The sequence below is a fragment of the Phyllobacterium sp. MT110 genome, from assembly GCF_058792715.1.
This window is the reverse complement of the sequence record NZ_JBXAFE010000001.1, coordinates 1584748-1607427: the sequence shown is the minus strand read 5'-3', so window position 1 is coordinate 1607427 and position 22680 is coordinate 1584748. Positions and strand designations below refer to the sequence as shown.

The following is a 22680-nucleotide window of genomic DNA, read 5'->3' as shown; positions in this document are numbered from 1 at the left end:
AACGACAATTGCCGCTCTGCTGATGGCTTTGTCCGTTTCCGCCTGCGCCGGAACCAAGAAGCTTGATACATTCGATCTGTCCGGCCCGTCGCTGTCCGACACTTCATCCAGAAAACATGGCAGCCGCCAGATCCTGATCGCTGCGCCATCGGCCCTCAAAGCGCTTGACGGCGAGAATGTCGTTGTCCGCTCCGGACCGAACGCCATTTCGTTCCTGAAGGGCGCACAGTGGTCCGACCGCCTGCCGAACATCGTGCAGACGCGACTTGTGCAGGCCTTCGAGAGCTCGGGCCGCTTCGGCGGTGTCGGCCGTCCCGGCGAAGGCCTTGCCATCGATTATCAGGTGATCAGCAATATCCGCACGTTCGATATCGATGCCTCGGGCAAGGAAACGGCCGTCGTCGAGATCGCCATCAAGATCCTCAATGACAAGAACGGCACCGTGCGCGCCACCCGCGTGTTCCGCTCGACATCGCCGGTCAGCGGCCAGGGCAATGCGGCCTATGTCACCGCGCTGAACCATGCGTTTGACAGCGCCGCAGGCGATATCGTCACCTGGACGCTGTCGGTTATCTAAACCGGAAACTCAGGCGACCTTTTTCAGTTCGCCCGCTGCCGGCCCGGTGGCGAAGGGGAGTTCCTCGTCGGCCCAGCCGGTGATGCCGCCGATCATGATTTTCACCGGGCGTCCCAGTCTTGCGAGCTTCAGTGCCGCCTGATCGGCGCCATTGCAGTGGGGGCCGGCGCAATAGGCGACGAACAGCGTATCGTCCGGCCAGCCCGCCATCCGCTCGGCGGTGATCTCGCGATGCGGGAGATGGATGGCTCCCGGCACGTGACGGCGTTCATAGGCGGCCGGTGTTCCCACCACGTGCAGGAGGACAAAATCCTGTTCGCCCGCCTTCAGCGATGCAGCCACGTCGGCACAATCGGTCTCAAGCGCGAGACGCCGGGAAAAATGCTCGATGACAATCTGTGGTGCGGCGGCAGGGGTTTCGGTAACGTAGCTCATGGGGTTCTCCTGTGTTGCTGCTCAATTGGTAAGGCAAGAAACAAGGCACTGGTAGTTGGCAAGATTGCCATATATCGTCGATATCATGTCAAACGCATCCCTTGCCCCCCGCCTTGAGAATCCGCTGGTTGTCGCCGTTGCCTATGACGGGCTCTGCACGTTCGAGTTCGGCCTGGTCGTCGAAATGTTCGGACTGCCGCGCCCGGAAATGGGCGATGACTGGTACAGATTTGCCGTAGCCAGTATCGAGGTGGGCGAGTTGCGCGCTACGTGCGGCGTGCGCATTCTGGCCGATGGCGGGCTTGACCTGTTCGAACAGGCGGGCACCATCATCATGCCGGGCTGGCGCGGCGTCGAGCATGCAGTGCCGGACGCTTTGGCACAGGCCCTTCGGCGGGCACATGCCAATGGCGCACGGATTCTCTCCATCTGCTCCGGTGTGTTCGTCCTGGCCGCTGCCGGTCTCCTGGCCGGTCGCAGGGCGACGACGCATTGGCGCTATGCCGATCTTCTCGCGGAGCGTTATCCGGATATCGCGGTTGAGCCCAACGTGCTTTACGTGGATGAGGGCAGTGTACTGACCTCTGCCGGGAGCGCGGCGGGCATTGACCTCTGCCTGCATCTGATCCGCCGGGATTTTGGCACCGAGGCCGCCAACAAGGTGGCGCGCCGGCTTGTGGTGGCGCCGCACCGCGAGGGCGGGCAGGCGCAGTTCGTCGAACGGGCCGTGCCGCCGCCGCACGAAGGCGTCCGTCTGTCACCGCTGCTCGAGCGCATGCGCACCGAGCTCAGGCAGGATTTTTCCATCGCAACGCTGGCCAAGGCGGCGGGCATGAGCCCGCGCACCTTCCTGCGCCGCTTCGAGGCCGCAACCGGCACGACGCCGGCCAAATGGCTGCTGTCGGAACGGCTGGCCAAGGCACGGGAACTGCTCGAGCAGTCCGCGCTTTCCGTCGAGATCATCGCCGAGACCACCGGGTTCGGCACGGCTGCCACCCTGCGGCATCATTTTCGCCAGCAGCTGGCAACGACGCCCACCGCCTACCGCGAGATGTTCGGTGGAGAGAAGGCCTTGCAGACGGCGTGAGGACCACGGCAGGGCACATCGTGCGTGGTTCGACAAGCTCACCATGAGGTATGACGTGGGCTGCAGGGAGTCATGTTCTGCAAAGCCTGTGACTGGCTTTGCAACCAAACCACTTTCCTCATGGTGAGCTTGTCGAACCACGCACCACGTATCGTTCACCTACCTATTCAGGCTCGCCGAACCATTGCGCCGCGATCTGCGCAAGGTCCTCCATGTCAGAGGCGTTTGCACCGGCCCAGGCGACGATGCCGTCAGGGCGTACAAGCACGGCGCGCAGGCCAAGCCGGTTTCTGGCATCCCGTGCGAGATAGCCGATCCGGCCGCCCCAGCGGCGTGCCAATGCCTGAAGCGGTGCCGTGGCGTCAAAGTCCAGGAGGAGACCTTTCCCGCTTCCAAGATGCCCGCCGAGAAACGTCCCGTCGACCAGCTCGAAGTCGGGCGCACTGCGGCCGACCAGCGGGTGGCTGCCACCAAGATCGTAGCGGAGAGACACGCCCCAGACGCGTTCGGCGAAGTAGGTTGCACCATCGCGCGTGTCGATGAGATCACGGATGATGGCTTCGAGCGCACGGGAACTGCGGCTCGGCCGCATGAGCGTGACCTGGGCGCGCGACCAGTCAAGCACCTGCGCTCCGACCGGATGCCGTTCGCTCTCATAACTGTCGAGCAGGCCGGACGGCGCGGTGCCCCGGATTGTTGATGCAAGCTTCCATCCCAGGTTCATCGCGTCGCCAAGCCCGAGATTCAGCCCCTGTCCGCCGAGCGGGGAATGGATGTGCGCGGCGTCACCGGCGAGCAGCATCCGTCCGTTGCGGTAGGCGGTGGCCTGACAGGCGCGATCCGTCCACGTGGTGGCAAGCGTAAGCGCCGTCACCGTGATGCCGGTGCCGGAGACGCGGCGCAGCACCGCCTGCACGTGGTCGAGCGTGATCGGCCGGGTCCGGTGGCAGGCGCCGCCGTCGAAATCGACCATCGCGATGGTTCCGGGCTTCTGGTAGGTGTACATGCCCGTCGGCGTATAGTGACGGCCGGGGGCAAGCATGTCCCGATCAGCCATCTCGACCTCAACGGAATAGCCGGTGAATTCGGGATCGGTGCCGGCGAATGTAAAACCGCCAGCCTTGCGCACGGTGCTGCGCCCGCCGTCGCAGCCGACGAGCCAGCGTCCGTGAAAGGCGGTGCCGCCGGCATGAACGGTCACGCCATCATCCGACTGCTCGAAACCTTCCACGCCGAGGCCGCGCCTGATCTCGACGCCCATCGCGTCAGCCCGGGCGGAAAGGACGGATTCCACCTGCTGCATGGTGGTGGCCAGGTTGGCGGCGGCTGGGCCGGGCAGCCGATAGGGCCATTTTGAGGTGTCGATCGTGTCCTGGAAAAACTGGATGCCGGCGAAATGGCCGCCGGGGCGGCGCGGCTGTTGCCTCCAATGCGCGGCAGCCGGTGTCCTATCCGATGGTTCTTTTTGCTTGGCCGAGATGTCATCCAGCAGCCCGCGGCGGTAAAAGGCTTCGACGGTAGGGGCGGAAAGGCCGCGCATGCCGAACGGCAGCCCTTTCAACGGGGAGTGCGGGTTTTCGGCTTGCTCCAGCACCAGGACCGAGAGGCCGGCGAGGCGCAGTTCGCAGGCGAGAAACAGGCCGACAGGACCTGCACCGGCAATCACAACATCATAAATCCTGGGAAAATCGGGCATGAACTACTCCTTTGTGGTCGTTCGACCGGAGCGGTTCATCGTTCTGTGAACCACACGGACGAACAAGAAACGCTTGGACAGCGTTGGCTGTTCGTCGAGGGGAACACATGCACGAGGCAGGGACAGAGCTTCCGTTTCCGAAAGGACTTGGGCTTACCAAACCAAGTCTGCCTTTTCCGACGCGGCATATATAGCGCCGGAGCCGCCGACCTGCAACGGGAGATGTTCCATTCGCTGCAGGCCTGTCTCCGGCGCTGATGGGCGGGCAACAAAAAACGCGGCCCCGAGGCCGCGTTTTTCAGTTCTGACAGGACACCGCCTTAGCGCAGGCGGTTACTCGCATGCGCCAGCATGGTGTAGACCTTGCCGGTATCCGACGTCAGGTAGTTCTGGGTCAGGACATTGTCGCGATCGTTGCGGGCAACGTCTTCCAGCAGGCGCTCGAAGTCGTCCATGTAGCGGTCGACGGCGCGGCGGAATTCGCTGTCTGCCTGGTACTTGCGCTTGATCTCGTCAAACGTCTGCTGACCCTTCAGCGTATAGAGGCGACGGGTGAACACATTGCGTTCACCGGCGCGGTAACGCTGCCACAGTTCAACCGAAGCCTCGTGGTCGATGGCACGGGTGATATCGACCGAAAGCGAGTTCAGCGATTCAACCACCTGACCGGGCGAACGTGCCTCGGGCGCCTTTGCCTTTGGCTCGGCCGGAGCTTCATCGCTGGATGCGCGACGGAGCAGGTCGGAAACCCAGCCATTGCCCTGCTTGGGCTGTTCCGGGTTGCCGCGCACATCGAGGCTGCCGCGCATGGCCGGAGCCGGAGCAGCGGGTGCCGCAGCAACGGCGCGTGGTGCTGCAACCGGTTCGCTGCGCTGCGGCTGCGGGGCCTGTGCAACGGCTGCTGCCGTACGGGCAGGAGCAGGGGCGCGGGCGGCCCGGGCTTCGCCGACGTCGGTCAGGCGTCCGGACTTCTGCACGATTTCCGATAGTTCCTTCAGCGCATTGATCTGCTCGGAAACAGCCTTGCGCATCTGCGCTGTCGACTGCTTGGCTTCTTCCGGCATGTCCATGACACCACGCTGCAGTTCGGAGCGGGTCTCTTCGAGTTCCGCACGGATGGCAGCGGAGGAGCGGCGGATTTCGTCCGTCGCATTGGCGAACTTCTGCGATGCCTGTTCGACAACTTCCGCGATCGAATTGCGGATCTGTTCGGTTGTCTGCGTGGCACGGCCTTCGGCCCGGTCGAAGGCGGAGGAGACCAGGGATTCGAACGACCGCATGGTCTTTTCGATGTGCTCGGATTTCTCCACCAGACCGGTTGCCAGATTCTGCAGGGCAGCCTGACGTTCGTCGAAGGTCGAAGCGAGGTTCGACTGCGACGAGTTGATCAGTTCCGATGCAGCACCCAGCATCTTGCCATGCTCGTCGAAACGCTTGGCGATGGAGGCAATGTCGACGAGTGTCGTGTTCGACAGCTGCGAGAGCTTGCCGATATTGCCGTCGATCAGGCGTGTCGAAGACTGGAAGGACTCGGCAGCACGCGTTGCGTTTTCGGCAAAGGTGGTTGTCGTGTCGAGCAGGCGGCCGTCGATGTCGCCAAGGTTCTTGGTGGCCATGTCGATCAGCTCGCCCAGCTTCGCATTGGAAGAGGAGAGGCGGTCGATCAGGTTGCTGACGTCGTCGGTCAGGCCTGCCTTGGCTTCCTGGACAGCGGTGATGGTTTCCGCGGTGCGGCTGGCGATGGCATTGATCAGGGCCGCATTTTCCACGCGCAGGCGTTCTGTCGCCGCCGTGGTGGCTTCGACAAGCTGCGAAGCGAGCGTACGGCCATTGTCAGCAAGGCTCTCGACGAGCGGCTGCGCCGTGTTGTCGAGGATGCTGATGATCTCCTGCGAGCGGGCCGCCAGCACTTCGTTGAGTTCGCGGGTGCTTTCGGCCAGCTTGGAGGCGGTGGAATCCGTGGCCGCGGTGAAGCGGGCTTCCAGTGCTTCCAGATTGGCTGCGGCTTCCGTTGCCCGCTGACCAAGACGCTTCTCGGTTTCAGCCAGGCTTTCGTTCATCCGCTGGCTGAATGCCTCGCCGTGACCGTCGAGCGCTTCACCGGCCTTCTGTGCTTCGCCGGTGAGGGTGGAAGCGGCTTCGGTGATCTTGTCGCGCAGGGTGCGGGCAACGACCGAGGCGCTCTGTTCAAGCGACTTGCGGACATTGTCGACACCCATGGCGAGCGCACTCTGCATGGTCGTCGTGCGTTCGTCGATGGTGCCGCCATGGGTTTCGAAGGCCTTGGCGAGCACTTCGGCGCTGTCGTGCAGAACGGCCTGCAGGGCAACGGTACGATCGCTGATGGCGCTGGCCTGACCGTCGAGGGTCTGGCTGAGCGTCGTATTGCCATGTTCCATCGCTGCGCGAATACCGCTGATACGGTCGTCGAGCACGCTGGCATGGGTGTTGAGTGTCTCACCAATGCGGGCATCGCTGTCGGCGAGGCTTGCCGCGATGGCCGCGGCCCGCTCGTCGATCGTGCCGACATGGGCGGCAAGCGTATCGCTGATACCGGCATTGCTGTTGGCAAGCGTTGCCTGGATGGCTGCCGCGCGCTCATCGAGCGTGTTGACGTGCGAGGCAAGTGTGCTGCCGATCTTGGCGGTGCTGTTGGCAAGCGTCGACGTGATCGTCGCAGCCCGCTCGTCAATGGCGCCGACATGCGAGGCGAGCGTGTCGTCGATGCGCGCACTGCTGTTCGAAAGCGCTGCCGAGATTGCGGCTGCCCGTTCGTCAATCGCATTGACATGCGAGGCAAGCGTATCACCGAACTGGGCGTTGCTGTCGTTGAGCGTTGCCCGGATTCCGGCGGCACGTTCGTCGATGGCCGTGACGTGCGAGGTGAGCACATTGCCGATCTGGGCATTGCTGCTGTCGAGAACAGAGCGGATGCCGGCAGTGCGTTCGTCGATGATCGACGCATGACCGGCCAGGGTCTGGCCGATTTGCGCATGGGTGTTTTCAAGCGCCGCCTGGATGGCCGCGGTGCGCTCATCCAATGCCGAGGCATGGGAAGAAAGTGTGTTGCCGATGCGTGTATCGCTGTTGGCGAGCGCCTGTTCGATACCGGCGGTGCGGTCCTCAATGGCGCTGGCATGCGATGCCAGAACATTGCTGATGCGCTCGTCACTGCTGGTCAGGGCGCTTTCAATGCGGCTTGTACGGCCATCAACGGATTCAATGAAGCCGCTGAGCGTGCCGTCGATGCGCGCACCGCTGTTGAGCAGGGTCGACTGGATTTCCGCGTTGCGGGCGTCAATGGCCTGCGTGTGGGCGGCCAGCGTCTCGTCAAGCTTGGCGTCGCTGCCAGCCAGAGCGAGCTGGATGTCCTGATTGCGCTCATCAAGGCTCTTGGCATGATGGTCAAGAGTCTGGGCAATCTTGGCGTGCGTGTCGACAAAGGCGGCGCGCATACCGGACGTGCGGTCGTCCATGATCTTGGCATGGGCTTCGAGCGTTTGGCCGATGCGGGCATCGCCAGCCAGGATCGCGGCTTCAACACCGGCACTGCGGGCATCGATGCTGCGCACGTGTTCGTCCAGGGTCTGGCGGATCTTTTCATCCGTGTCGGAGAATGCAGCGTGCATGCCCGACGTACGGTCCTCGATGGCCTTGGCATGGGAATCGAGCGTCGCGCCGATGCGGGCATCATTGTCAGCCAGTGCCGCACGCAGACCGGAGGTGCGGTCATCGATCGATGCGGTGTGACCGTCGATGATCTGGCCGATGGCTGCCGTGCTGGTTTCGAGAACGGAGCGCAGTGTCGACGTATGGTCGCCAAGCTGTCCGGCCTGATCGCGAATGATCGAGGCAGCCCGTTCTGTTTCGCCGGAAAGGGTCGCAGCGAGGGCTTCGCGGCTTTCGGCCAGCCTGTCGGCAAAGAGCGTCGTGTTGGTGGACAGCAGGCTTCCAACCGATTCGGAAAGGCTCGAGAGGTCATTGCCGATCTTTGCCTTCGTCTCGTCGACGATACCGTCAATCGAAGCGCGGCCGTCAGTGAAGGTCTTGGCGATGTCGCGGGTACGTTCGATCAACTGTTCATTGATCTGGCGCGCACGGGCTTCCAGCGCTGAATTCAGGCGTTCGGTGCTGGCATCCAGCGACTGGGCGCGGGTTTCGAATTCAGCGAGCAGGGAACGGCCGCGCTCGTTGATTGTCGTGTCGAGCCCGGCGAGACGCGTATCGAATTCACCGACCAGAGTCTGGGTGGCGTTGCCCAGCAGCGACAGCATGCTGTTGGTGCGGCCATCCAGCGTATCGGCCAGCTTCATCGTCACCGAATCGGTCTGTTCGGACAGCGCTGCAATCCGCATTTCCAGAAGATTTGCAAAGGCTTCGCCCGAAGTGGTGATCTTGGCCGAGATGTCGTCGGAGCGCGAACCGATCGATTCGGCAATTGTGTGCCCGCTCTGGGTCAGGCGATCGATGAGCGTGTCGCCGGACTGGTTGATCGACATGGTCAGGTTGGTCGAGGCATTGAGCAGATTGTCACGCAGCGAATCACCAGCCAGGGACAGTTCATCCTTCAGCTGTTCATGTGCGCTGGAGATCGAAGCACGAACCCGTTCGGCATGGCCGATGACCGATTCGCGTTCGCCGCCAAGACGGTCGACCAGCGTGCGGATGCGGTGTTCGTTGTCGGTATAGACGCGTTCCAGCTGGTTGACCTCGGTCTGAACAAGCGTTTCCAGCTCAACGGCACGGGCGAGGGTGCGTTCGACACCTTCGCTCATCGCGGCGACTTCACGGCGAACGGCCTGGCCCAGCGAGGCCACGCGGTCGGACGAGAGCATTTCCGGCTCGGAAAGACGCATGGCGGCTTCGGCCATGGAGCGGGCGGCATACTGCATTTCCTGCGCGCGGCGCACCATCAGGGCAAAGGCCCAGAACAGCATGATCGGAACGATGATCGCGACGGCGAGGGCAATCGCATAGGGCGCGGCGGCAAAATCGGCGAAGGACCGAATCGACCACAGGGACGAGCCGTAGAGCGCCTGACCAAGCGCAAGAACGCCGGCGGCCCAGAGCACGCTGACGATTGCGGTGACCAGTCCATAGGAGCGCGGCGCCTGGTTTGAAACCGGCGAACGGGTCGTTTGGGTATTCTGCAGCAAATCGTCATTTGCCGGCTTGAATGTCTGCGGCGGCACGGCGGGCGCCTTTGGCGGCGCGGGCGGAGCAGCGGGAATCGGGTTGGCAGCCTGGATCTGCGGCTTGGGCGCCGGCAGCGGAATCGTGTTCTCCGCGGCAAGGCTTTCCTTGATTTCCACGGGCTTTACAGGTTCCGGAACGACGGGCGGATTGTGTTTTTCCGCCGCCAGTTCCTGCGCTGCCTGGGAAATCTGCGCTTCGAGATCGTTGAAAGAGATCAGATCGTCATCGACTGGCGAAAGATCCATATCCATGCCGAGTGTGGACTCATCGAAATCAATTTCTAGAGCCTTTTCAAGAGCTTCACCAAGTTCATCCTCGGCTTTCGCTGCTTTGTTCTTCGGGGCTGTGGCCATGTTTACCTCGCAATATTGGGCAGTGACCACATGTGGAGTCGACTGCGCCATACTCTTTACGCCTTAAGTCTATCGTACTGGCACATGGATTGGAAAGAAACAATGGATTCGGGAAATGCTTAAAAGTTTAAACACAAGGTTAATTTTTTTGGCCCGAACCAAATTTTGCCGGAATGCCTGAATTAACCCTTCGTTCACCACATCGGGCCAATTCGGGGGGTAGCGGCCACGCTTTAACCCAGAATATCCGGCATTTGATTAAACTTGTGCATTCATTTGAGTCTGAGTTCAGGAGAGTATCATGGCACTGCCACAACAAGCGTCAATGGCTTTTGCGCTGCCGGGCGGCGAAACGTCCAAACCATCGCGCAAACGGCCGATCGATCTTGTGCATCTTACCCGCGAGACATTCGGCAACCGGGCACTCGAGACCGAAATCCTCAGCCTGTTCTCCCGGCAGATCTCCGGAATCGTCAACCGGCTGAGCCAGGCGAATGCGGATGAACGGGTTCGTCTCGCCAAATCGCTCAAGGGTTCGGCGCGCGCCGTCGGTGCCTTCCGCGTGGCCGATCTGGCCGAATCGATTGAACAGTCGCCGGGCAACACGAAGCTGCTCAGCGAACTTCATCCCGAAATCGACGGTGTGCGTGATTATATAGCGGCGATCACGCGCTAGGGCCTCAGTCCGGGGGCGGGCCCCCAGGCTGCGTCAGGGAGTGCAATTGACTTCCCTGCCCAAATCCCTATCTCAGCGGTAACTTTTCTGCTTGGGGCTTTTTTCATGGCAAAGATCACGTTTGTCACTTTCGATGGCGTCCGGATTGAAACGGAAGCCGAGAACGGCTCGACCGTGATGGAAAGTGCCATCCGCAACGCCGTGCCGGGCATCGACGCGGAATGCGGCGGTGCCTGCGCCTGCGCGACCTGCCATGTCTATGTCGACGGCGCATGGAAGGACGCGGCCGGAGAACCGGAAGCCATGGAAGAAGACATGCTGGACTTCGCCTATGACGTGCGTCCGAGCTCGCGCCTGTCCTGCCAGATTCGCGTTTCCGATGAACTGGACGGGCTTGTCGTGCATGTTCCGGAACGTCAGGCCTGACATTCCGCATATTTTGCCTGATATTTTCTCACCGACCGATTAGAATTGCTCCATTCCAGACCGCGGGCGGGTATGAAATACTGCACTGGTTTGTCATGAGGAATTGTCGATGAGTGAAATAACCAAAACGGACGTTGTGATCATTGGTGCCGGGCCTGTTGGCCTCTTTGCCGTGTTCGAACTCGGCCTTTACGATCTCAAATGCCATCTGATCGATATTCTCGACCGTCCCGGCGGCCAATGCGCCGAGCTCTACCCGGAAAAGCCGATCTATGACATTCCGGCCTGGCCCGAGATCAGCGGGCAGGGTCTGACGGACAAGCTGATGGAGCAGATCAAGCCGTTCGCGCCGCAATTTCATTTCAATCGCATGGTCACCCGGCTGGAACGCCAGCCCGATGGCCAGTTCCACGTGGAAACGGACGAAGGCGAGGTTTTCGAAACCAAGGTGGTGGTGATTGCCGCCGGCGGCGGCTCATTCCAGCCGAAGCGCCCGCCGGTTCCCGGCATCGAAGCCTTCGAGGGCAAGAGCGTCTTTTATTCGGTGCGCCGCATGGAGGAGTTCCGTGACGAAGACGTGCTGATTGTCGGCGGCGGCGATTCGGCCCTGGACTGGGCGCTGAACCTGCAACCAATCGCCCGCAGTTTGACCGTGGTGCATCGCCGTGCCGAATTCCGCGCGGCGCCCGACAGCGTCAAGAAAATGTTCGAACTGGTCGAGCGCGGCAGCGTGCGGTTCGAGCTTGGACAGGTTTCCGGACTGACGGGCACCGACGGGCAGCTGTCCAGCGCCACGATCAAGGCTGCGGAGGGAGAGACGGAGATTCCGGTCACCCGCCTGCTGCCGTTCTTCGGTTTGACGATGAAACTCGGCCCGATTGCCGATTGGGGGCTCAACCTGCATGAAAATCTCATACCGGTGAATGTCGAGACCTTCGAAACCTCTGAACCGGGGATTTTCGCCATCGGCGACATCAACTGGTATCCCGGCAAGCTGAAGCTGATCCTGTCCGGTTTCCACGAGGCGGCGCTGATGACCCAGGCGGCCAAGCGCATCGTCAGCCCCGGCGAGCGGGTGGTGTTCCAGTATACGACCTCATCGACCAGCCTGCAGAAGAAGCTGGGCGTCGCTTGAAAGATGAACCGGCGCGTCAGCGCCGGTCACACTATCCCTTTTTCTTTTCCATCTCGCGCTGGATGCGGAATATGAGCAGCCGTTCGAAGCGGCGCTCAAAATTCTTTCCCTCCACGCGGTCAAACTGAATCTGCGCAGCGTCCTGCTCCTTCATCAGCTTGACCATGAGCTTGGCCGCATCGGCTTTCATCTCTTCGCAATTGCTGCGCCAGGGCAGGGCTTTCATCGCCCGTTCCATATCGCCGGCAGCGGTGCGGGCGATCACGATATGGCTCTCTTCATGACGTTTGATATCGGCCGACAGCGTATCCCAGATCATGGCGAGATCGGGCTTGGCCGAAGCGCGCTGTTTCCAGCGCGGCAGGTGGACCTGGGCGTGAATGGTGATGTTTGCCTCGACAACCCGGCAGCTCTTGCCGTCGGAGCCGTATTTGACCTTGGTGTTGAACCGCATCTGTGTCGCACCGGGATGGCGAGGCCCGGTCTTGTGCAGTTGCGGACCACGCCGGCTCAACTCGCGGTCGAGATCGGCGGCGGTCGTGCCGGACAGCGTGAAATACTTGTAATTGCGCAGGACCACGGCCGCATTGGCGCTTTCTGTCGCGAGCAGGCATGCAAGTGCGAGAGCCGCCGTTCTGACAATCGTTTTCATGGGGACTGGTCCTTCATTTCGGCCAAAGCCTGCCTGTGCTCCCGATACTGTAGCGCCAAAAACGTTGCGGATGAATTGACGTGACGGCCGTTCTGTTCAAAAACAACAGCAGCAGTACAGTCTTGAAAGGAGCATCCCATGCAAAGAGAGTGGCGTCTGGCGCATGGGCGATCCCTCACCCTCGGGCCGGTGTCTGTCATCATGGGTGTCCTCAATGTCACGCCGGATTCGTTTTCCGATGGCGGCGTGCATCTGGCGCTGGACAAGGCCATCGAGGGGGCGAGGGCGATGATTGCCGAGGGGGCAACCATCATCGATGTCGGCGGCGAGTCGACCCGTCCCGGCGCAACCCGCGTCGATCCCCGGACCGAACAGGCGCGGGTACTTCCGGTCATCGAGGCCCTCGCAGGGGAAACCGATGTCCTCATTTCCGTCGATACCTATCGCGAGGAAACCGCGCGGCTGGCCGTTGCCGCCGGTGCGCATATCGTCAATGACGTGTGGGGTGTCCAGCGCGAACCGGCGATTGCCGATCTTGCGGCGGAAACCGGTGCCGGGCTTGTCATCATGCATACGGGCCGGGAGCGGGAGCGCGATCCGGATGTCATCGTTGACCAATTCGCTTTCCTCAACCGGTCACTTGAGATCGCCAGGCTGGCCGGCGTGGCGCGCGAGCAGATCGTGCTTGATCCGGGTTTCGGCTTTGCCAAAGAAACCGAGGAAAACCTTGCTTTGATGCGGCGGTTCGGCGAGCTGCAGGCCTTTGGTTATCCCTTCCTGGCGGGTACGTCGCGCAAGCGTTTCCTCGGCGCCGTGACAGGGCGCGATGCGGACCAGCGCGACGTGGTCACGGCCGCGACATCCGCGATCCTGCGGCTGGCCGGTGCGGATGTGTTTCGCGTGCATGACGTCAGGATGAACCGGGATGCGCTGGCCATTGCCGATGCCATGCTTGCAACCCGGAGTGCCGGGACATGAGCCTCGTGCACAAGGCGTGGCTGGGACTGGGCGGCAATATCGGCGAACCCGTTCAGTCGATGGCGGAAGCCCTGCAGGCCCTCGACCGCCGCGATGATACGCGGGTCACTGCCGTTTCGCCGGTTTACCGGACGCCGCCGTGGGGAAAGATCGATCAGGCGTGGTTTCACAATGCCTGCGCCTGTGTCGAAACATCCCTCGAACCGGAAGCTTTGCTGGCGGCCACGCTGGATATCGAGCGCCGGATGAAACGGGAGCGGATCGAACGCTGGGGACCGCGCATCATCGACATCGACCTTTTGGCCTATGAGGGCAGGGAGCACTTTGAAAGCCCGACGCTGACACTGCCGCATCCGCGCATGACGGAACGGGCCTTTGTGCTGGTGCCGCTCGGCGATATCGCGCCGGATCTTGTGGTCAGCGGCAAAAGCATTGCCGGATGGGCCGTCCTGTGTGACCGTTCCGGCATAGAAAAAGCCCGCGACGAGGCGGGCTGGTGGCGCGACAACCGAACGGATTGATCAGTTCTTGGCGATGCTGCTGACCGCGGTGTTGTCCACCCGCTTCAGGGTCATGCCGACAACCGGGATCAGCGTATCTTCCAGCCGCACGGATATGGTGACGTTCAGCGTGTTGTCGCCGGTAAACTTGGCCAGCATTGCGCCGGTCAGCTGTTTGCGGGTGATGTTCAGGACAACCCGGTCGCCGGCAACACTGCCGCCGGTGATATCAAGGCCCTTGCCCGCCGCACCGTCGAGGAACGTGCCCTTGTAGGTGCCGCCGGAACGGGCGATGGTTGCCTTCATCGGCTGGTTGAAAATGCCGACACGGCAATTGCCGTCCAGCGTCATGCCTGCGGTCTCATCGGGCGTTGAACCGTCGAGCGTGCAGGTGAATTTCGTGCCTTTGTACTTGCCGGCAACGATCTCGCCGGGACCAACCCACTGGCCTTCGACGGTCTGAAAGAACTCGGCGTCCTTGTCTTTGTCCTTGGCTTGTGCGGAAAACGCGAAGAGCGCGCATGCGAACAAAGATATGGTAGCGGCAGCTGCGCGTGTTTTCATTGGGGTTACTCAACACAAATCATTGAAATGACGATGACCGATCATCGGTTGGAATGGTTAACGGATGGTTGCCATTCCTGCCGAAATTGCAACCCCGTCCACAGGATTATTGTTTTTTCCCGCCGCCGATACGGGCAAGATCCCCAATAAAATCGCTGATCCCCGGGCGTTTTTCCGCATTGAACGGAAACGGGCGGACCAGATCCATTGCGGAAATGCCGATGCGCGCGGTCATCAGGCCGTTGATGACGCCTTCGCCCAGCCGCGCCGAGAGCTTTGCCGCGAGCCCGTGGCCGACAAGCTGCTGGACGATGCTGTCGCCCATGGCCACGGTGCCGGTGACAGCGAGATGGGCGATCACGTTGCGGGTCAGCTTGAGGAAGCCCAGCGTGCCGGGGCGTCCGCCATAGAGTTCCGACAGGCGGCGGATCAGCCGGGCCGACTCGAAAATAACATAGCCGATATCGACGAGGGCGCGCGGACTGACGGCGGTGACAACCGAAACGCGCTTTGCTGCGGCGAGAATGAGCTCGCGCGCCTGCCGGTCGAGCGGGCGCAGCAATTCGGTTTCCGTCAGGCGGATGAGATCGCGTCCGTCGATCACGTCGTCGCGCAGGTCGTGCAGCAGGGCACGGCCCTTGGCGGTCGCCGGCATGGTCTCGGCGATGGTGACCAGCCGCGCGACGGCGGTCTTGGCCTGCCGTGCGTCATTATCGGCCGCCGCCTTGGCCGCCTCATCGCGCAGCGATTGTACCGACGCGAGGCGGCGCAGGGCAAGGGTTTCGCGGATGACGATGGCCAGAAGCGAGAGGGCGGCGACGATGCCGACGGCAAGCGCCGCCCAGCCAAGCCAGGGCGCGCGCTCGAACAGGGTGCGGATGAGATTATCGGCCCATAGCCCGACGGCGAGCGATACCAATACGCCGAGGGAGCCGGTCAGCACGGATGCAAAGGAGAACCGTTTCTTGCGCGGCAGCGCTGGTGGCGGGGTCAAGGCATCCAGTTCATCTGCCGTTGCGGCATCGAGGTCGAACACATCAACGGGTGCCGGTGTGATCACCGCGATATCCCTGATTGCGGTGGGCCTGCGGGCTTCGGCGGGTTTGTGCGGCGTTTCCGTCCTGGCGCGCGCGGTTGCCTCCGGCGGGGCCATGCGGAAGGCTGCAGGTTTGCGTGGGGTGCTGTCGGTCATGCGAGGCGGTCTCCGATCAGGAACTGAAGCGCGCGATCAAGCCGGATATGCGGCAGCGACAGTGTAAACCCTTCTGCGGTCTTTTCGAGTACCGGCGGACGGAAACGGACGAAGCGAATGGCCGGATCTTCAGAAGCCGATTCCGGTCCTTCGAAAATTGAATCCGGTCTTTCCGGTAAGTCACCGGGAAATATGGCTGTTTCCGTCTTGCCGTCGAAGTGTTCGCCGTCGATCGTTTCGCCCTTCAGCGGCGTTCCGACGATGACGGGGAGGATTTCCTTGCCCTGGGTAACGGTTGCCTCGCGCGTGGTGCGCACCGCCGCCATGGCCAGCACGTCGACATTCGCGCCGGAAAAGTCGGCACGGCCGACGGCCCGGTCCACCAGGCGGCGGACGATGGCCTGCAGCCGGTCATGGCTTTCATGGTGCAGATGATCGGCCTTGGTTGCGGCAATCAGAATGCGGCCGATGCGCCGCTGGACAAGCCCGGTGAGGAAATTGGTGCTGCCGGGACGAAAGCAGGAGAGGATTTCCGTCAGGGCACGCTCGAGATCGGCAATGGCGGACGATCCAGCATTCATCGCCTGCATGGCATCGACCAGCACGATCTGCCGGTCGAGCCGGGCAATGTGCTCGCGGAAAAACGGTTTGACCACATGGGTCTTGTAGGCCTCGTAGCGGCGCTCCATCATGGCGGCCAGCGAGCCGGGGCGGAACTTGCCGGATTTGAGATTGGGCAGGGGTGCGAAGGTGAGGGCGGGTGAGCCGTCGAGATCGCCAGGCATCAGAAAACGGCCGGGCGGCAGCGTCGACAATGCGCGCTCGTCGGCCTTTCCTGCTTTGAGGTAGCCGGTGAAACTGCGCGCAAGTCGCTGCGCCGTTACTTCGTCGGCCTGCGCATCGGCATCAATGGCGTCCGCCACGGCAAGCCACTCGCTTGCCAGCTCGCGGCGGCTTTCAAGGCGCGCCAGATCGAAGGAGTCGCTGGAGAATTCGGCATAGGACTTGTTGAGGAGCGGCAGGTCGAGCAGCCATTCGCCGGGATAGTCGACAATATCGAGGGAAAGCTTGCCGCCGGAAAACATGCGGTTCCACATCGACGCGGATTCGTATTCGATGGTCAGCCGCAGCTCCGAAATGGCCCGGGTGGAATCCGGCCAGATACGGTCCTCGATGAGCGCCTTGAGGTGGTCCTCATACTGGAAGCGCGGCACGGCGTCGTCCGGCTGCTCCTCCAGATAGGCCTTGGCGATCCGGCCGGATTTCTGCGCTTCGAACATCGGCAACCTGCCGCCGTGGATGAGATTGTGCACCAGCGCGGTGATGAAAACGGTCTTGCCCGCCCGGGAAAGGCCGGTCACACCAAGCCGGAGCGAGGGCGAAACCAGCCCCGCGGTCCGATCCGCCAGGGTATCGAGGGCGATCTTTGCCTCGTCGGTCAGTGTTGTCAATGTTCCCAAGTCAATCGTCCTGCACTTTCGCCCGTTCTCGGCCCGGATATAGGGGTGACACGTCTAATGACAAGACGTTGGCTTTTTTCAGAGGTGCTCGGACGGCGACAGGAACGTGCTCAGTGTCCCGGTTCCATGGCGGATTTCCGCCAGCGGAGCGGCAAAATCAATGACGGCGAGCCCCGCCGTGGGAAAACCGGCTGCGAAGGTGGGGTGAGCGGGCGGATCGCCGCGCCCGGCAAGGGCAATGGCCACATCCTCCATCATCGGATTGTGGCCGACCAGCATGACGGAATGGGCATTTTCATGCTCAAGCCCCGCCATGCGGATGGCTGTCAGATAGTTGTCGGCGCTGCCGGAATAGAGTTTTTCCAGATCTTCCAGAATGAAGGAGGGTTGCAGGGCGATATGCTCCAGTGTCTGCCTTGCCCGAACGGCGGTCGAACAGAGGACGATGTCCGGCCGCAGCCCGAACCGCTTCATCTCTTCGCCCAGAACGGTTGCCGATTGAATCCCGACGGAGTCCAACGTCCGGTCAAAGTCTTTTTGCCCGGGAGATGGCCAGACTGCTTTGGCATGGCGGAGTAAATAGACCTGGCTCATCTTTAGGGTCCGGACCCGTTAATCTGGTCGAAATGGTATGAGGCTTTTCGTTCGGATACAAGGAGCAAAGGCGATGGCAATATGGTTCATTTTCAAGCCTTTGCGACGATGTAGCCGGGCGAAAAGACCATATCCTCCGGACGCCGAAACGGCTGCAAGCTGCCGTGTCGAGCCGCTCGGTCGGGGGAAAGGCCCCGCCCTTCGCATCTCTCCTCGCATCTTCTTGCCGTTTCAGGCGCCCTTTCGATCAGATTAATGGGTCTGGACCCTTAACCCCACCGTGTTTTGCTTATTTTAGGACACAATGAATGGATAAACCTCTGCGGCAAATGACGCAATTCTCAAATAATTGTGCAAAACCGGCCTGTCCTATTTATGGGCGGCCTGCATTTCTGCGAGGCATTGGTTAAACAGTGCCAGCGGGTACAGGCGACCAAAACCGGTATTTTGCCGTATTTTCGGCTGGAATATCGCATTTTATGTCGAGATGGCCCGCATTTGGCGGATTGTTTGCCGATTATTTAAGCAAAATCGCTTTGTTCGAATCCCTTAACAGCCTGTCGTTTTGCAGTTGTGCGGCTTTGTGACACGACCTATATAGGCCTCCTCGCGTCTCATAGGTGCAGGGTGATTCAAAGATGAATAAACTTATCGATCTTGACTATAAGCCCACGGATGACGAGCCTTTCATGAGTGATCGGCAGAAATCCTATTTTCGTGAAAAACTAATCAACTGGAAGAACGACATTCTGCGGGAGGCGCGTGAAACGCTTGAGATCCTGCAGCAGGAAAATGCGAACCTGCCAGATATCGCTGATCGTGCATCGTCCGAAACGGACCGTGCGATCGAGTTGCGGGCGCGTGACCGGCAGCGCAAACTGATCTCAAAGATCGATGCAGCCTTGCAGCGCATTGATGACGGAACATACGGGTTTTGCGAGGAGACCGGTGATCCGATCAGCTTGAAACGTCTGGATGCACGGCCGATAGCTACACTTTCCATCGAGGCGCAGGAACGTCACGAACGACGCGAGAAAGTCTACCGCGACGATTGATGCGACCTTGATGAAACCAATAAAAAAGCCCGGATCGTTCCGGGCTTTTTTATTGGAGAAGCCTCTTTGAAGACTACCGCTTTTCCGGCCTGGACAGATCCCCGAGCAGGCGCTCCATTTCGTCCTCGATGCTGCCGGTCTCCTTGCGCACTTCCTCATCGGGCGTGATGTGGAGTTCGCCTTCGAGATCCGACTCGAAAGCATCGCCGAAATCAAGGTCCGCCAGATTGATGTCCGGTTCCTTCGCCTTGGCCGGCCCGAGAATTTCCAGCGACGAATCTTCGTGGATGGACCTTACGCCTTCACTCTGCACGGCGAAGGGGAACGCCGCCGCCGTGGTGGTTCTGGTTTCCACAGGCGTCTTGGTTTCCGGATGTGTCTCGTCAAAATGCGGCAGGGCATCGATGTGCGGTTCACTGCGCTGGCTTGCACCAAAGGACGGCGAGGCCGTCCGCTGCCAGCCATTGTCCCTATGCGGCGCCTCGATATGGGGTGTCCCGGCAGGCTGCTGCGCGGCGGCGGGTGGCGATACGGCATCGGGCGCACTGGCGATCGGAGGAATGGGCGCCATGGGTGGAACGGGCGGCAGCGGCGCTGCTGCCGTGATGGGGCGCTGTGGTTCGGGCTGCATCGTTTCGCGTTGCGCAGCCGCCGCTTGAACCGGAGCGGCCGGACGAACCGGCGCGGGCGGTGTTGCAGGCTGCACCGGCGCTACGGGCCGGCTGACCGGAGTGACGGGTGGTGAAACGCGCGCCGGAGCCACGGGCTGCGGGCGGGGTGCCTCAACCGGCCGCGCCTCGGCTTTCGGCTCGGCATCCGCCGGAGCGATGGTGGCCGCGGGTTCGACGCGGGACTGCGGCTTGGCAAACTGACGGATATTCTGCTCGATCACCAAATCGCTGGGGCCGCCGATCAGGATCAGGTGTTCCACGTCGTCGCGCCGCACCAGAACCAGGCGGCGGCGATTATCGACAGCGGCCGCATCGGTCACCGACAGGCGGACCTGACGGTTGCGCCCCCCGGCGACGAAGGTTCCGCCGGTGACGCGCCGCAGAACGGCAAAGACGAGCAGCAGAAGGACAATGACCAGTGCGAAAAGAAGGATGAACCCGACAATCGGGGCAGCGGTTTCGCCGACGACAGCGACCAGCCAATTATGCATGACGAACTCTCCTATACATTCTCCGGGCCAAAACGCACGTCCCCCGACATGGAACCCGGAGCAATAATCTGTGTGACACTAGTGCGAGCCTTTGCCTGCTGCAACCCTGACGCATCGTCTGGCCTGTGGCTATCGGCTGGTCCCGCCGATCTTGTGCCGCAATTGCCGTGCGAAACCGTGGAATAATGGCTGGTTCTGCGCGCTTGGGGTTTATACGGCATCAAAGATATGATCCAAACGATTCGGAACCAGCATTGGTCATACGGACCTCAGCCGGTTCAAAATATTGTGGCCTGCCCGGGCAGCTTCCGCGATGAAAAGAAGGGGTTTGAGACGGATGTCTCAAGAGACGAACAACGATCTTTATCCAGAACCGATCATTGCCAACACAAAGTCGATCAAGGCGGCCTTGCGTCTTGTCATTCTCGGCATTGTGCTGGTCGGCGTTTCCATCCTTTATTTCATCTACCGCGACCAGCTGGGGCAGCAGTTTCTGCTGGGACTGCTCGGCACGCTGGCCATGACCGGCGTGTTCTATCTCTTCGGTTCGGCCATCAATGTCATTCAGTTCACACCGCGCGGCACCAGCGATGAACTGACGCGCGCCTTTGTCGATACGTTTCCCGAGGGCACGGTTGTCACCGACCAGAAGGGCCGTATCGTCTACGCCAACCGCGCCTATGCCCAGTTGACGGGCGTGACCAATTCCAGTGATGTCCGGGCGATAGAGCACATACTTTCCAGTGAAAGCGCCGCTTCCGATCCGATCTACCGGCTGGCCAATGCGGTGCGGGACGGTATTTCCGGCCAGGAAGAGCTGCGCCTGTCGCGGCCGCTCGACCCTGCGCGCGCGCCGATACCGACCTGGTATCGCGTCAAGGCCCGTGCCGTTGCGGGTATTCCCGGTCAGACAGCGCCGGTTTTTGCATGGCAGATTGCCGATATTTCCGCCGAGCGCGCCGAGCAGGAGCGCTATTTCCAGGATATTCAGGAGGCTATCGATCACCTTGACCATGCCCCGGCGGGCTTTTTCTCCGCCGACCCTGACGGGCGCATCACCTATATCAATGCGACACTGGCCGAATGGCTCGGGATTGACCTGACCAAGTTCACGCCGGGTTCCATGACGGTCCGCGATATCGTCGCGGGCAACGGCATGGCGCTGATCAATGCGGTGAAGACGGAACCGGGTACCAGCCGCAACACGGTGATCGATCTCGATCTGGCCAAGGCGAACGGCCAGAGCCTCGCCGTGCGCTTCTATCACCGTGTGCAGGCGCAGCGCGACGGCAAGCGCGGCCCGACCCGCACAATCGTGCTCAACCGCGCAGAGGGCGAGGACAATTCCGCCGCCCTGCGCGCCGCGGAAGTGCGGTTCACCCGCTTTTTCAACTCGGCGTCCATGGCGATCGCCGCCGTCGATGCGTCCGGCAAGATCCTGCGCACCAATGCGCGGTTCCTCGGCCTGTTCTCGCCCGTGGTGGACCGCGATGCCATCGACCGGCGCGCGCCGCTGGAAACCGTCGTGCATGAGCGCGACAGGGAAGCTTTCGACCGGGCGCTGGCCGCTGCCTTTGCCGGCAAGGCGGAGATTTCGCCGGTGGATACGGTCATTCCCGGGCATGAGGAGCGCCATCTACGCTTCTATATCAGTCCGGTCTTCGATGCCGGCTCGGAAGAGGGCGCCGAGGAGGCTGCCATCGTTTCCGTCGTGGAAACCACGGAGCAAAAGGCGCTGGAAGCCACCATGGCCCAGAGCCAGAAGATGCAGGCCGTCGGCCAGCTCGCGGGTGGTATCGCCCACGACTTCAACAATGTGCTGACGGCAATCATCATGTCGTCCGACCTGTTGCTCACCAATCACCGGGCGTCCGATCCGTCCTTTGCCGACATCATGAACATCAAGCAGAACGCCAACCGCGCGGCATCGCTGGTGCGGCAGCTCCTGGCATTCTCGCGGCGCCAGACCCTGCGTCCGGAAGTGCTTGACCTCACCGATGTCATCGCTGATGTGCGCATGCTGCTGACACGGCTTGCGGGAACGCAGGTCAACCTCAAGATCGAGCATGGCCGCGACCTGTGGCCGGTGCGCGCCGATCTCGGCCAGTTCGAGCAGGTGGTGGTCAATCTGACCGTCAATGCGCGCGATGCCATGCCGGAAGGCGGCGATCTGACCATCCGCACCCGCAATATCGGCGAGAGCGAAAGCGCGGCGCTGAACTACCGCGATCTCCTGCCGGGCGACTATGTCCTGGTCGAGGTGCAGGACAGCGGCACCGGCATGCCGCCCGAGGTCATCGAGAAGATTTTCGAACCGTTCTTCACCACCAAGGAAGTCGGCAAGGGCACCGGTCTCGGGCTTTCCATGGTCTACGGCATCATCAAGCAGACCGGCGGTTCGATCCATTGCGAGTCCGAACTTGGCAAGGGCACCACATTCCGCATCTTCCTGCCGCGCCATGTGGAGGCTCCAGTCCTCAACGCGGCAGGTGAAGTTGTCGCGGTCGAAGCGCCGAAGAAGGAAAAGAAGGTCGAGAAGGCCACCGATCTTTCCGGCTCCGCAACGGTTCTCCTGGTCGAGGACGAGGATGCGGTGCGCATGGGCGGTGTCCGTGCCCTGCAGTCGCGCGGCTATACCGTGCACGAGGCGTCCAGCGGTGTCGAAGCGCTTGAAGTGATGAAGGAACTGGGCGGCAAGGTCGATATCATCGTGTCCGACGTGGTGATGCCGGAGATGGACGGCCCGACGCTGCTGCGCGAACTGCGCAAGGAATACGGGGATATCAAGTTCATCTTCGTGTCGGGTTATGCGGAAGACGCCTTTGCCCGCAACCTGCCGGAAGATGCCAAGTTCGGCTTCCTGCCAAAACCCTTCTCGCTGAAGCAGCTGGCGACGTCGGTCAAGGAAATGCTGGAAAGCGAATAGAGGACGCACTTGATAC

The 22680-nt window shown here is 61.6% G+C and carries 18 protein-coding genes; 9 read left to right on the top strand and 9 right to left on the bottom strand.

All coding sequences use genetic code 11. From position 1 onward, the window contains the following. Nucleotides 1-22: 22 nt before the first annotated feature. On the top strand, nucleotides 23-577 hold the full coding sequence (locus tag AC1Q5O_RS08325) for an ABC-type transport auxiliary lipoprotein family protein (RefSeq protein WP_374042692.1): 555 nt from the start codon (nucleotides 23-25) through the stop codon (nucleotides 575-577). Nucleotides 578-586: 9 nt separating this feature from the next. Here AC1Q5O_RS08325 and AC1Q5O_RS08320 read toward each other — a convergent pair whose 3' ends face one another. Continuing rightward, nucleotides 587-1012: a rhodanese-like domain-containing protein gene (locus AC1Q5O_RS08320; RefSeq protein ID WP_464661012.1), complete on the bottom strand. Its 426-nt coding sequence runs from the start codon at nucleotides 1010-1012 to the stop codon at nucleotides 587-589. Nucleotides 1013-1097: 85 nt separating this feature from the next. Here AC1Q5O_RS08320 and ftrA point away from each other — a divergent pair, with 85 nt between their 5' ends. Next, on the top strand, nucleotides 1098-2099 hold the full coding sequence (gene ftrA / locus AC1Q5O_RS08315) for a transcriptional regulator FtrA (RefSeq protein WP_492562370.1): 1002 nt from the start codon (nucleotides 1098-1100) through the stop codon (nucleotides 2097-2099). 163 nt (nucleotides 2100-2262) lie between these two features. Here ftrA and AC1Q5O_RS08310 read toward each other — a convergent pair whose 3' ends face one another. Both AC1Q5O_RS08310 and AC1Q5O_RS08305 read right to left on the bottom strand, forming a co-directional pair. Then, nucleotides 2263-3795 (bottom strand): FAD-dependent monooxygenase, encoded by a 1533-nt coding sequence (locus AC1Q5O_RS08310; protein ID WP_492562369.1) that lies wholly within the window; start codon nucleotides 3793-3795, stop codon nucleotides 2263-2265. A gap of 320 nt (nucleotides 3796-4115) precedes the next feature. After that, complete coding sequence (locus tag AC1Q5O_RS08305; protein WP_492562368.1) at nucleotides 4116-9344, bottom strand: apolipoprotein A-IV repeat region-like domain-containing protein; 5229 nt, start codon at nucleotides 9342-9344, stop codon at nucleotides 4116-4118. Between the two features lie 301 nt (nucleotides 9345-9645). Here AC1Q5O_RS08305 and AC1Q5O_RS08300 point away from each other — a divergent pair, with 301 nt between their 5' ends. From AC1Q5O_RS08300 to AC1Q5O_RS08290, 3 genes are all read left to right on the top strand, one after another. Continuing rightward, a complete protein-coding gene (locus AC1Q5O_RS08300) occupies nucleotides 9646-10020 on the top strand; it encodes an Hpt domain-containing protein (protein ID WP_346308035.1) in 375 nt (124 codons plus the stop codon). 105 nt (nucleotides 10021-10125) lie between these two features. After that, the gene (locus AC1Q5O_RS08295) at nucleotides 10126-10446 is read left to right on the top strand and encodes a 2Fe-2S iron-sulfur cluster-binding protein (RefSeq protein ID WP_240370589.1); all 321 of its coding nucleotides are present in this window, start codon (nucleotides 10126-10128) and stop codon (nucleotides 10444-10446) included. A 109-nt stretch (nucleotides 10447-10555) separates the two neighbouring features. Beyond that, entirely contained in the window at nucleotides 10556-11581 is a 1026-nt protein-coding gene (locus AC1Q5O_RS08290) for an NAD(P)/FAD-dependent oxidoreductase (protein ID WP_492562367.1), read from the top strand. A 31-nt stretch (nucleotides 11582-11612) separates the two neighbouring features. Here the strand turns inward: AC1Q5O_RS08290 and AC1Q5O_RS08285 are convergent, their stop codons facing one another. Next, complete coding sequence (locus AC1Q5O_RS08285) at nucleotides 11613-12233, bottom strand: DUF922 domain-containing Zn-dependent protease (RefSeq protein ID WP_403176209.1); 621 nt, start codon at nucleotides 12231-12233, stop codon at nucleotides 11613-11615. Nucleotides 12234-12371: 138 nt separating this feature from the next. Between AC1Q5O_RS08285 and folP the strand changes: the two genes are divergently transcribed. Both folP and folK read left to right on the top strand, forming a co-directional pair. After that, nucleotides 12372-13211 (top strand): dihydropteroate synthase, encoded by an 840-nt coding sequence (gene folP, locus AC1Q5O_RS08280; RefSeq protein WP_492562366.1) that lies wholly within the window; start codon nucleotides 12372-12374, stop codon nucleotides 13209-13211. Beyond that, the gene (folK, locus tag AC1Q5O_RS08275) at nucleotides 13208-13732 is read left to right on the top strand and encodes a 2-amino-4-hydroxy-6-hydroxymethyldihydropteridine diphosphokinase (RefSeq protein ID WP_492562365.1); all 525 of its coding nucleotides are present in this window, start codon (nucleotides 13208-13210) and stop codon (nucleotides 13730-13732) included. The genes folP and folK overlap by 4 nt, the downstream gene beginning before the upstream one ends. Here the strand turns inward: folK and AC1Q5O_RS08270 are convergent, their stop codons facing one another. From AC1Q5O_RS08270 to AC1Q5O_RS08255, 4 genes are all read right to left on the bottom strand, one after another. After that, complete coding sequence (locus AC1Q5O_RS08270; RefSeq protein ID WP_223612944.1) at nucleotides 13733-14275, bottom strand: hypothetical protein; 543 nt, start codon at nucleotides 14273-14275, stop codon at nucleotides 13733-13735. Nucleotides 14276-14381: 106 nt separating this feature from the next. Next, entirely contained in the window at nucleotides 14382-15467 is a 1086-nt protein-coding gene (locus tag AC1Q5O_RS08265) for a YcjF family protein (protein WP_492562364.1), read from the bottom strand. Further along, nucleotides 15464-16927, bottom strand: coding sequence for a YcjX family GTP-binding protein (locus AC1Q5O_RS08260; protein ID WP_492562363.1), 1464 nt, complete (start codon nucleotides 16925-16927; stop codon nucleotides 15464-15466). Before AC1Q5O_RS08260 ends, AC1Q5O_RS08265 begins: the two co-directional genes overlap by 4 nt. A 78-nt stretch (nucleotides 16928-17005) precedes the next feature. Then, nucleotides 17006-17521 carry a SixA phosphatase family protein gene (locus tag AC1Q5O_RS08255; protein WP_472460888.1) on the bottom strand — a complete coding sequence of 172 codons (516 nt, stop codon included), beginning with the start codon at nucleotides 17519-17521 and terminating at the stop codon, nucleotides 17006-17008. Between the two features lie 638 nt (nucleotides 17522-18159). Here AC1Q5O_RS08255 and dksA point away from each other — a divergent pair. Then, entirely contained in the window at nucleotides 18160-18576 is a 417-nt protein-coding gene (gene dksA / locus AC1Q5O_RS08250; RefSeq protein ID WP_091877580.1) for an RNA polymerase-binding protein DksA, read from the top strand. A 73-nt stretch (nucleotides 18577-18649) separates the two neighbouring features. On the opposite strand, the gene AC1Q5O_RS08245 is transcribed toward dksA, so the two are convergent. Next, nucleotides 18650-19738, bottom strand: coding sequence for a hypothetical protein (locus AC1Q5O_RS08245; RefSeq protein WP_492562362.1), 1089 nt, complete (start codon nucleotides 19736-19738; stop codon nucleotides 18650-18652). A gap of 337 nt (nucleotides 19739-20075) precedes the next feature. On the opposite strand from AC1Q5O_RS08245, the gene cckA reads away from it, so the two are divergent. Continuing rightward, entirely contained in the window at nucleotides 20076-22664 is a 2589-nt protein-coding gene (gene cckA, locus AC1Q5O_RS08240) for a cell cycle histidine kinase CckA (RefSeq protein WP_492562361.1), read from the top strand. Nucleotides 22665-22680 lie beyond the last annotated feature (16 nt).

Coding starts and splice junctions, on each gene's coding strand:
- AC1Q5O_RS08325 (WP_374042692.1), top strand. CDS start 23: ATGGCTTTGTCCGTTTCCGCCTGCGCCGGAACCAAGAAGCTTGATACA.
- AC1Q5O_RS08320 (WP_464661012.1), bottom strand. CDS start 1,012: ATGAGCTACGTTACCGAAACCCCTGCCGCCGCACCACAGATTGTCATC.
- ftrA (WP_492562370.1), top strand. CDS start 1,098: ATGTCAAACGCATCCCTTGCCCCCCGCCTTGAGAATCCGCTGGTTGTC.
- AC1Q5O_RS08310 (WP_492562369.1), bottom strand. CDS start 3,795: ATGCCCGATTTTCCCAGGATTTATGATGTTGTGATTGCCGGTGCAGGT.
- AC1Q5O_RS08305 (WP_492562368.1), bottom strand. CDS start 9,344: ATGGCCACAGCCCCGAAGAACAAAGCAGCGAAAGCCGAGGATGAACTT.
- AC1Q5O_RS08300 (WP_346308035.1), top strand. CDS start 9,646: ATGGCACTGCCACAACAAGCGTCAATGGCTTTTGCGCTGCCGGGCGGC.
- AC1Q5O_RS08295 (WP_240370589.1), top strand. CDS start 10,126: ATGGCAAAGATCACGTTTGTCACTTTCGATGGCGTCCGGATTGAAACG.
- AC1Q5O_RS08290 (WP_492562367.1), top strand. CDS start 10,556: ATGAGTGAAATAACCAAAACGGACGTTGTGATCATTGGTGCCGGGCCT.
- AC1Q5O_RS08285 (WP_403176209.1), bottom strand. CDS start 12,233: ATGAAAACGATTGTCAGAACGGCGGCTCTCGCACTTGCATGCCTGCTC.
- folP (WP_492562366.1), top strand. CDS start 12,372: ATGCAAAGAGAGTGGCGTCTGGCGCATGGGCGATCCCTCACCCTCGGG.
- folK (WP_492562365.1), top strand. CDS start 13,208: ATGAGCCTCGTGCACAAGGCGTGGCTGGGACTGGGCGGCAATATCGGC.
- AC1Q5O_RS08270 (WP_223612944.1), bottom strand. CDS start 14,275: ATGAAAACACGCGCAGCTGCCGCTACCATATCTTTGTTCGCATGCGCG.
- AC1Q5O_RS08265 (WP_492562364.1), bottom strand. CDS start 15,467: ATGACCGACAGCACCCCACGCAAACCTGCAGCCTTCCGCATGGCCCCG.
- AC1Q5O_RS08255 (WP_472460888.1), bottom strand. CDS start 17,521: ATGAGCCAGGTCTATTTACTCCGCCATGCCAAAGCAGTCTGGCCATCT.
- dksA (WP_091877580.1), top strand. CDS start 18,160: ATGAATAAACTTATCGATCTTGACTATAAGCCCACGGATGACGAGCCT.
- AC1Q5O_RS08245 (WP_492562362.1), bottom strand. CDS start 19,738: ATGCATAATTGGCTGGTCGCTGTCGTCGGCGAAACCGCTGCCCCGATT.
- cckA (WP_492562361.1), top strand. CDS start 20,076: ATGTCTCAAGAGACGAACAACGATCTTTATCCAGAACCGATCATTGCC.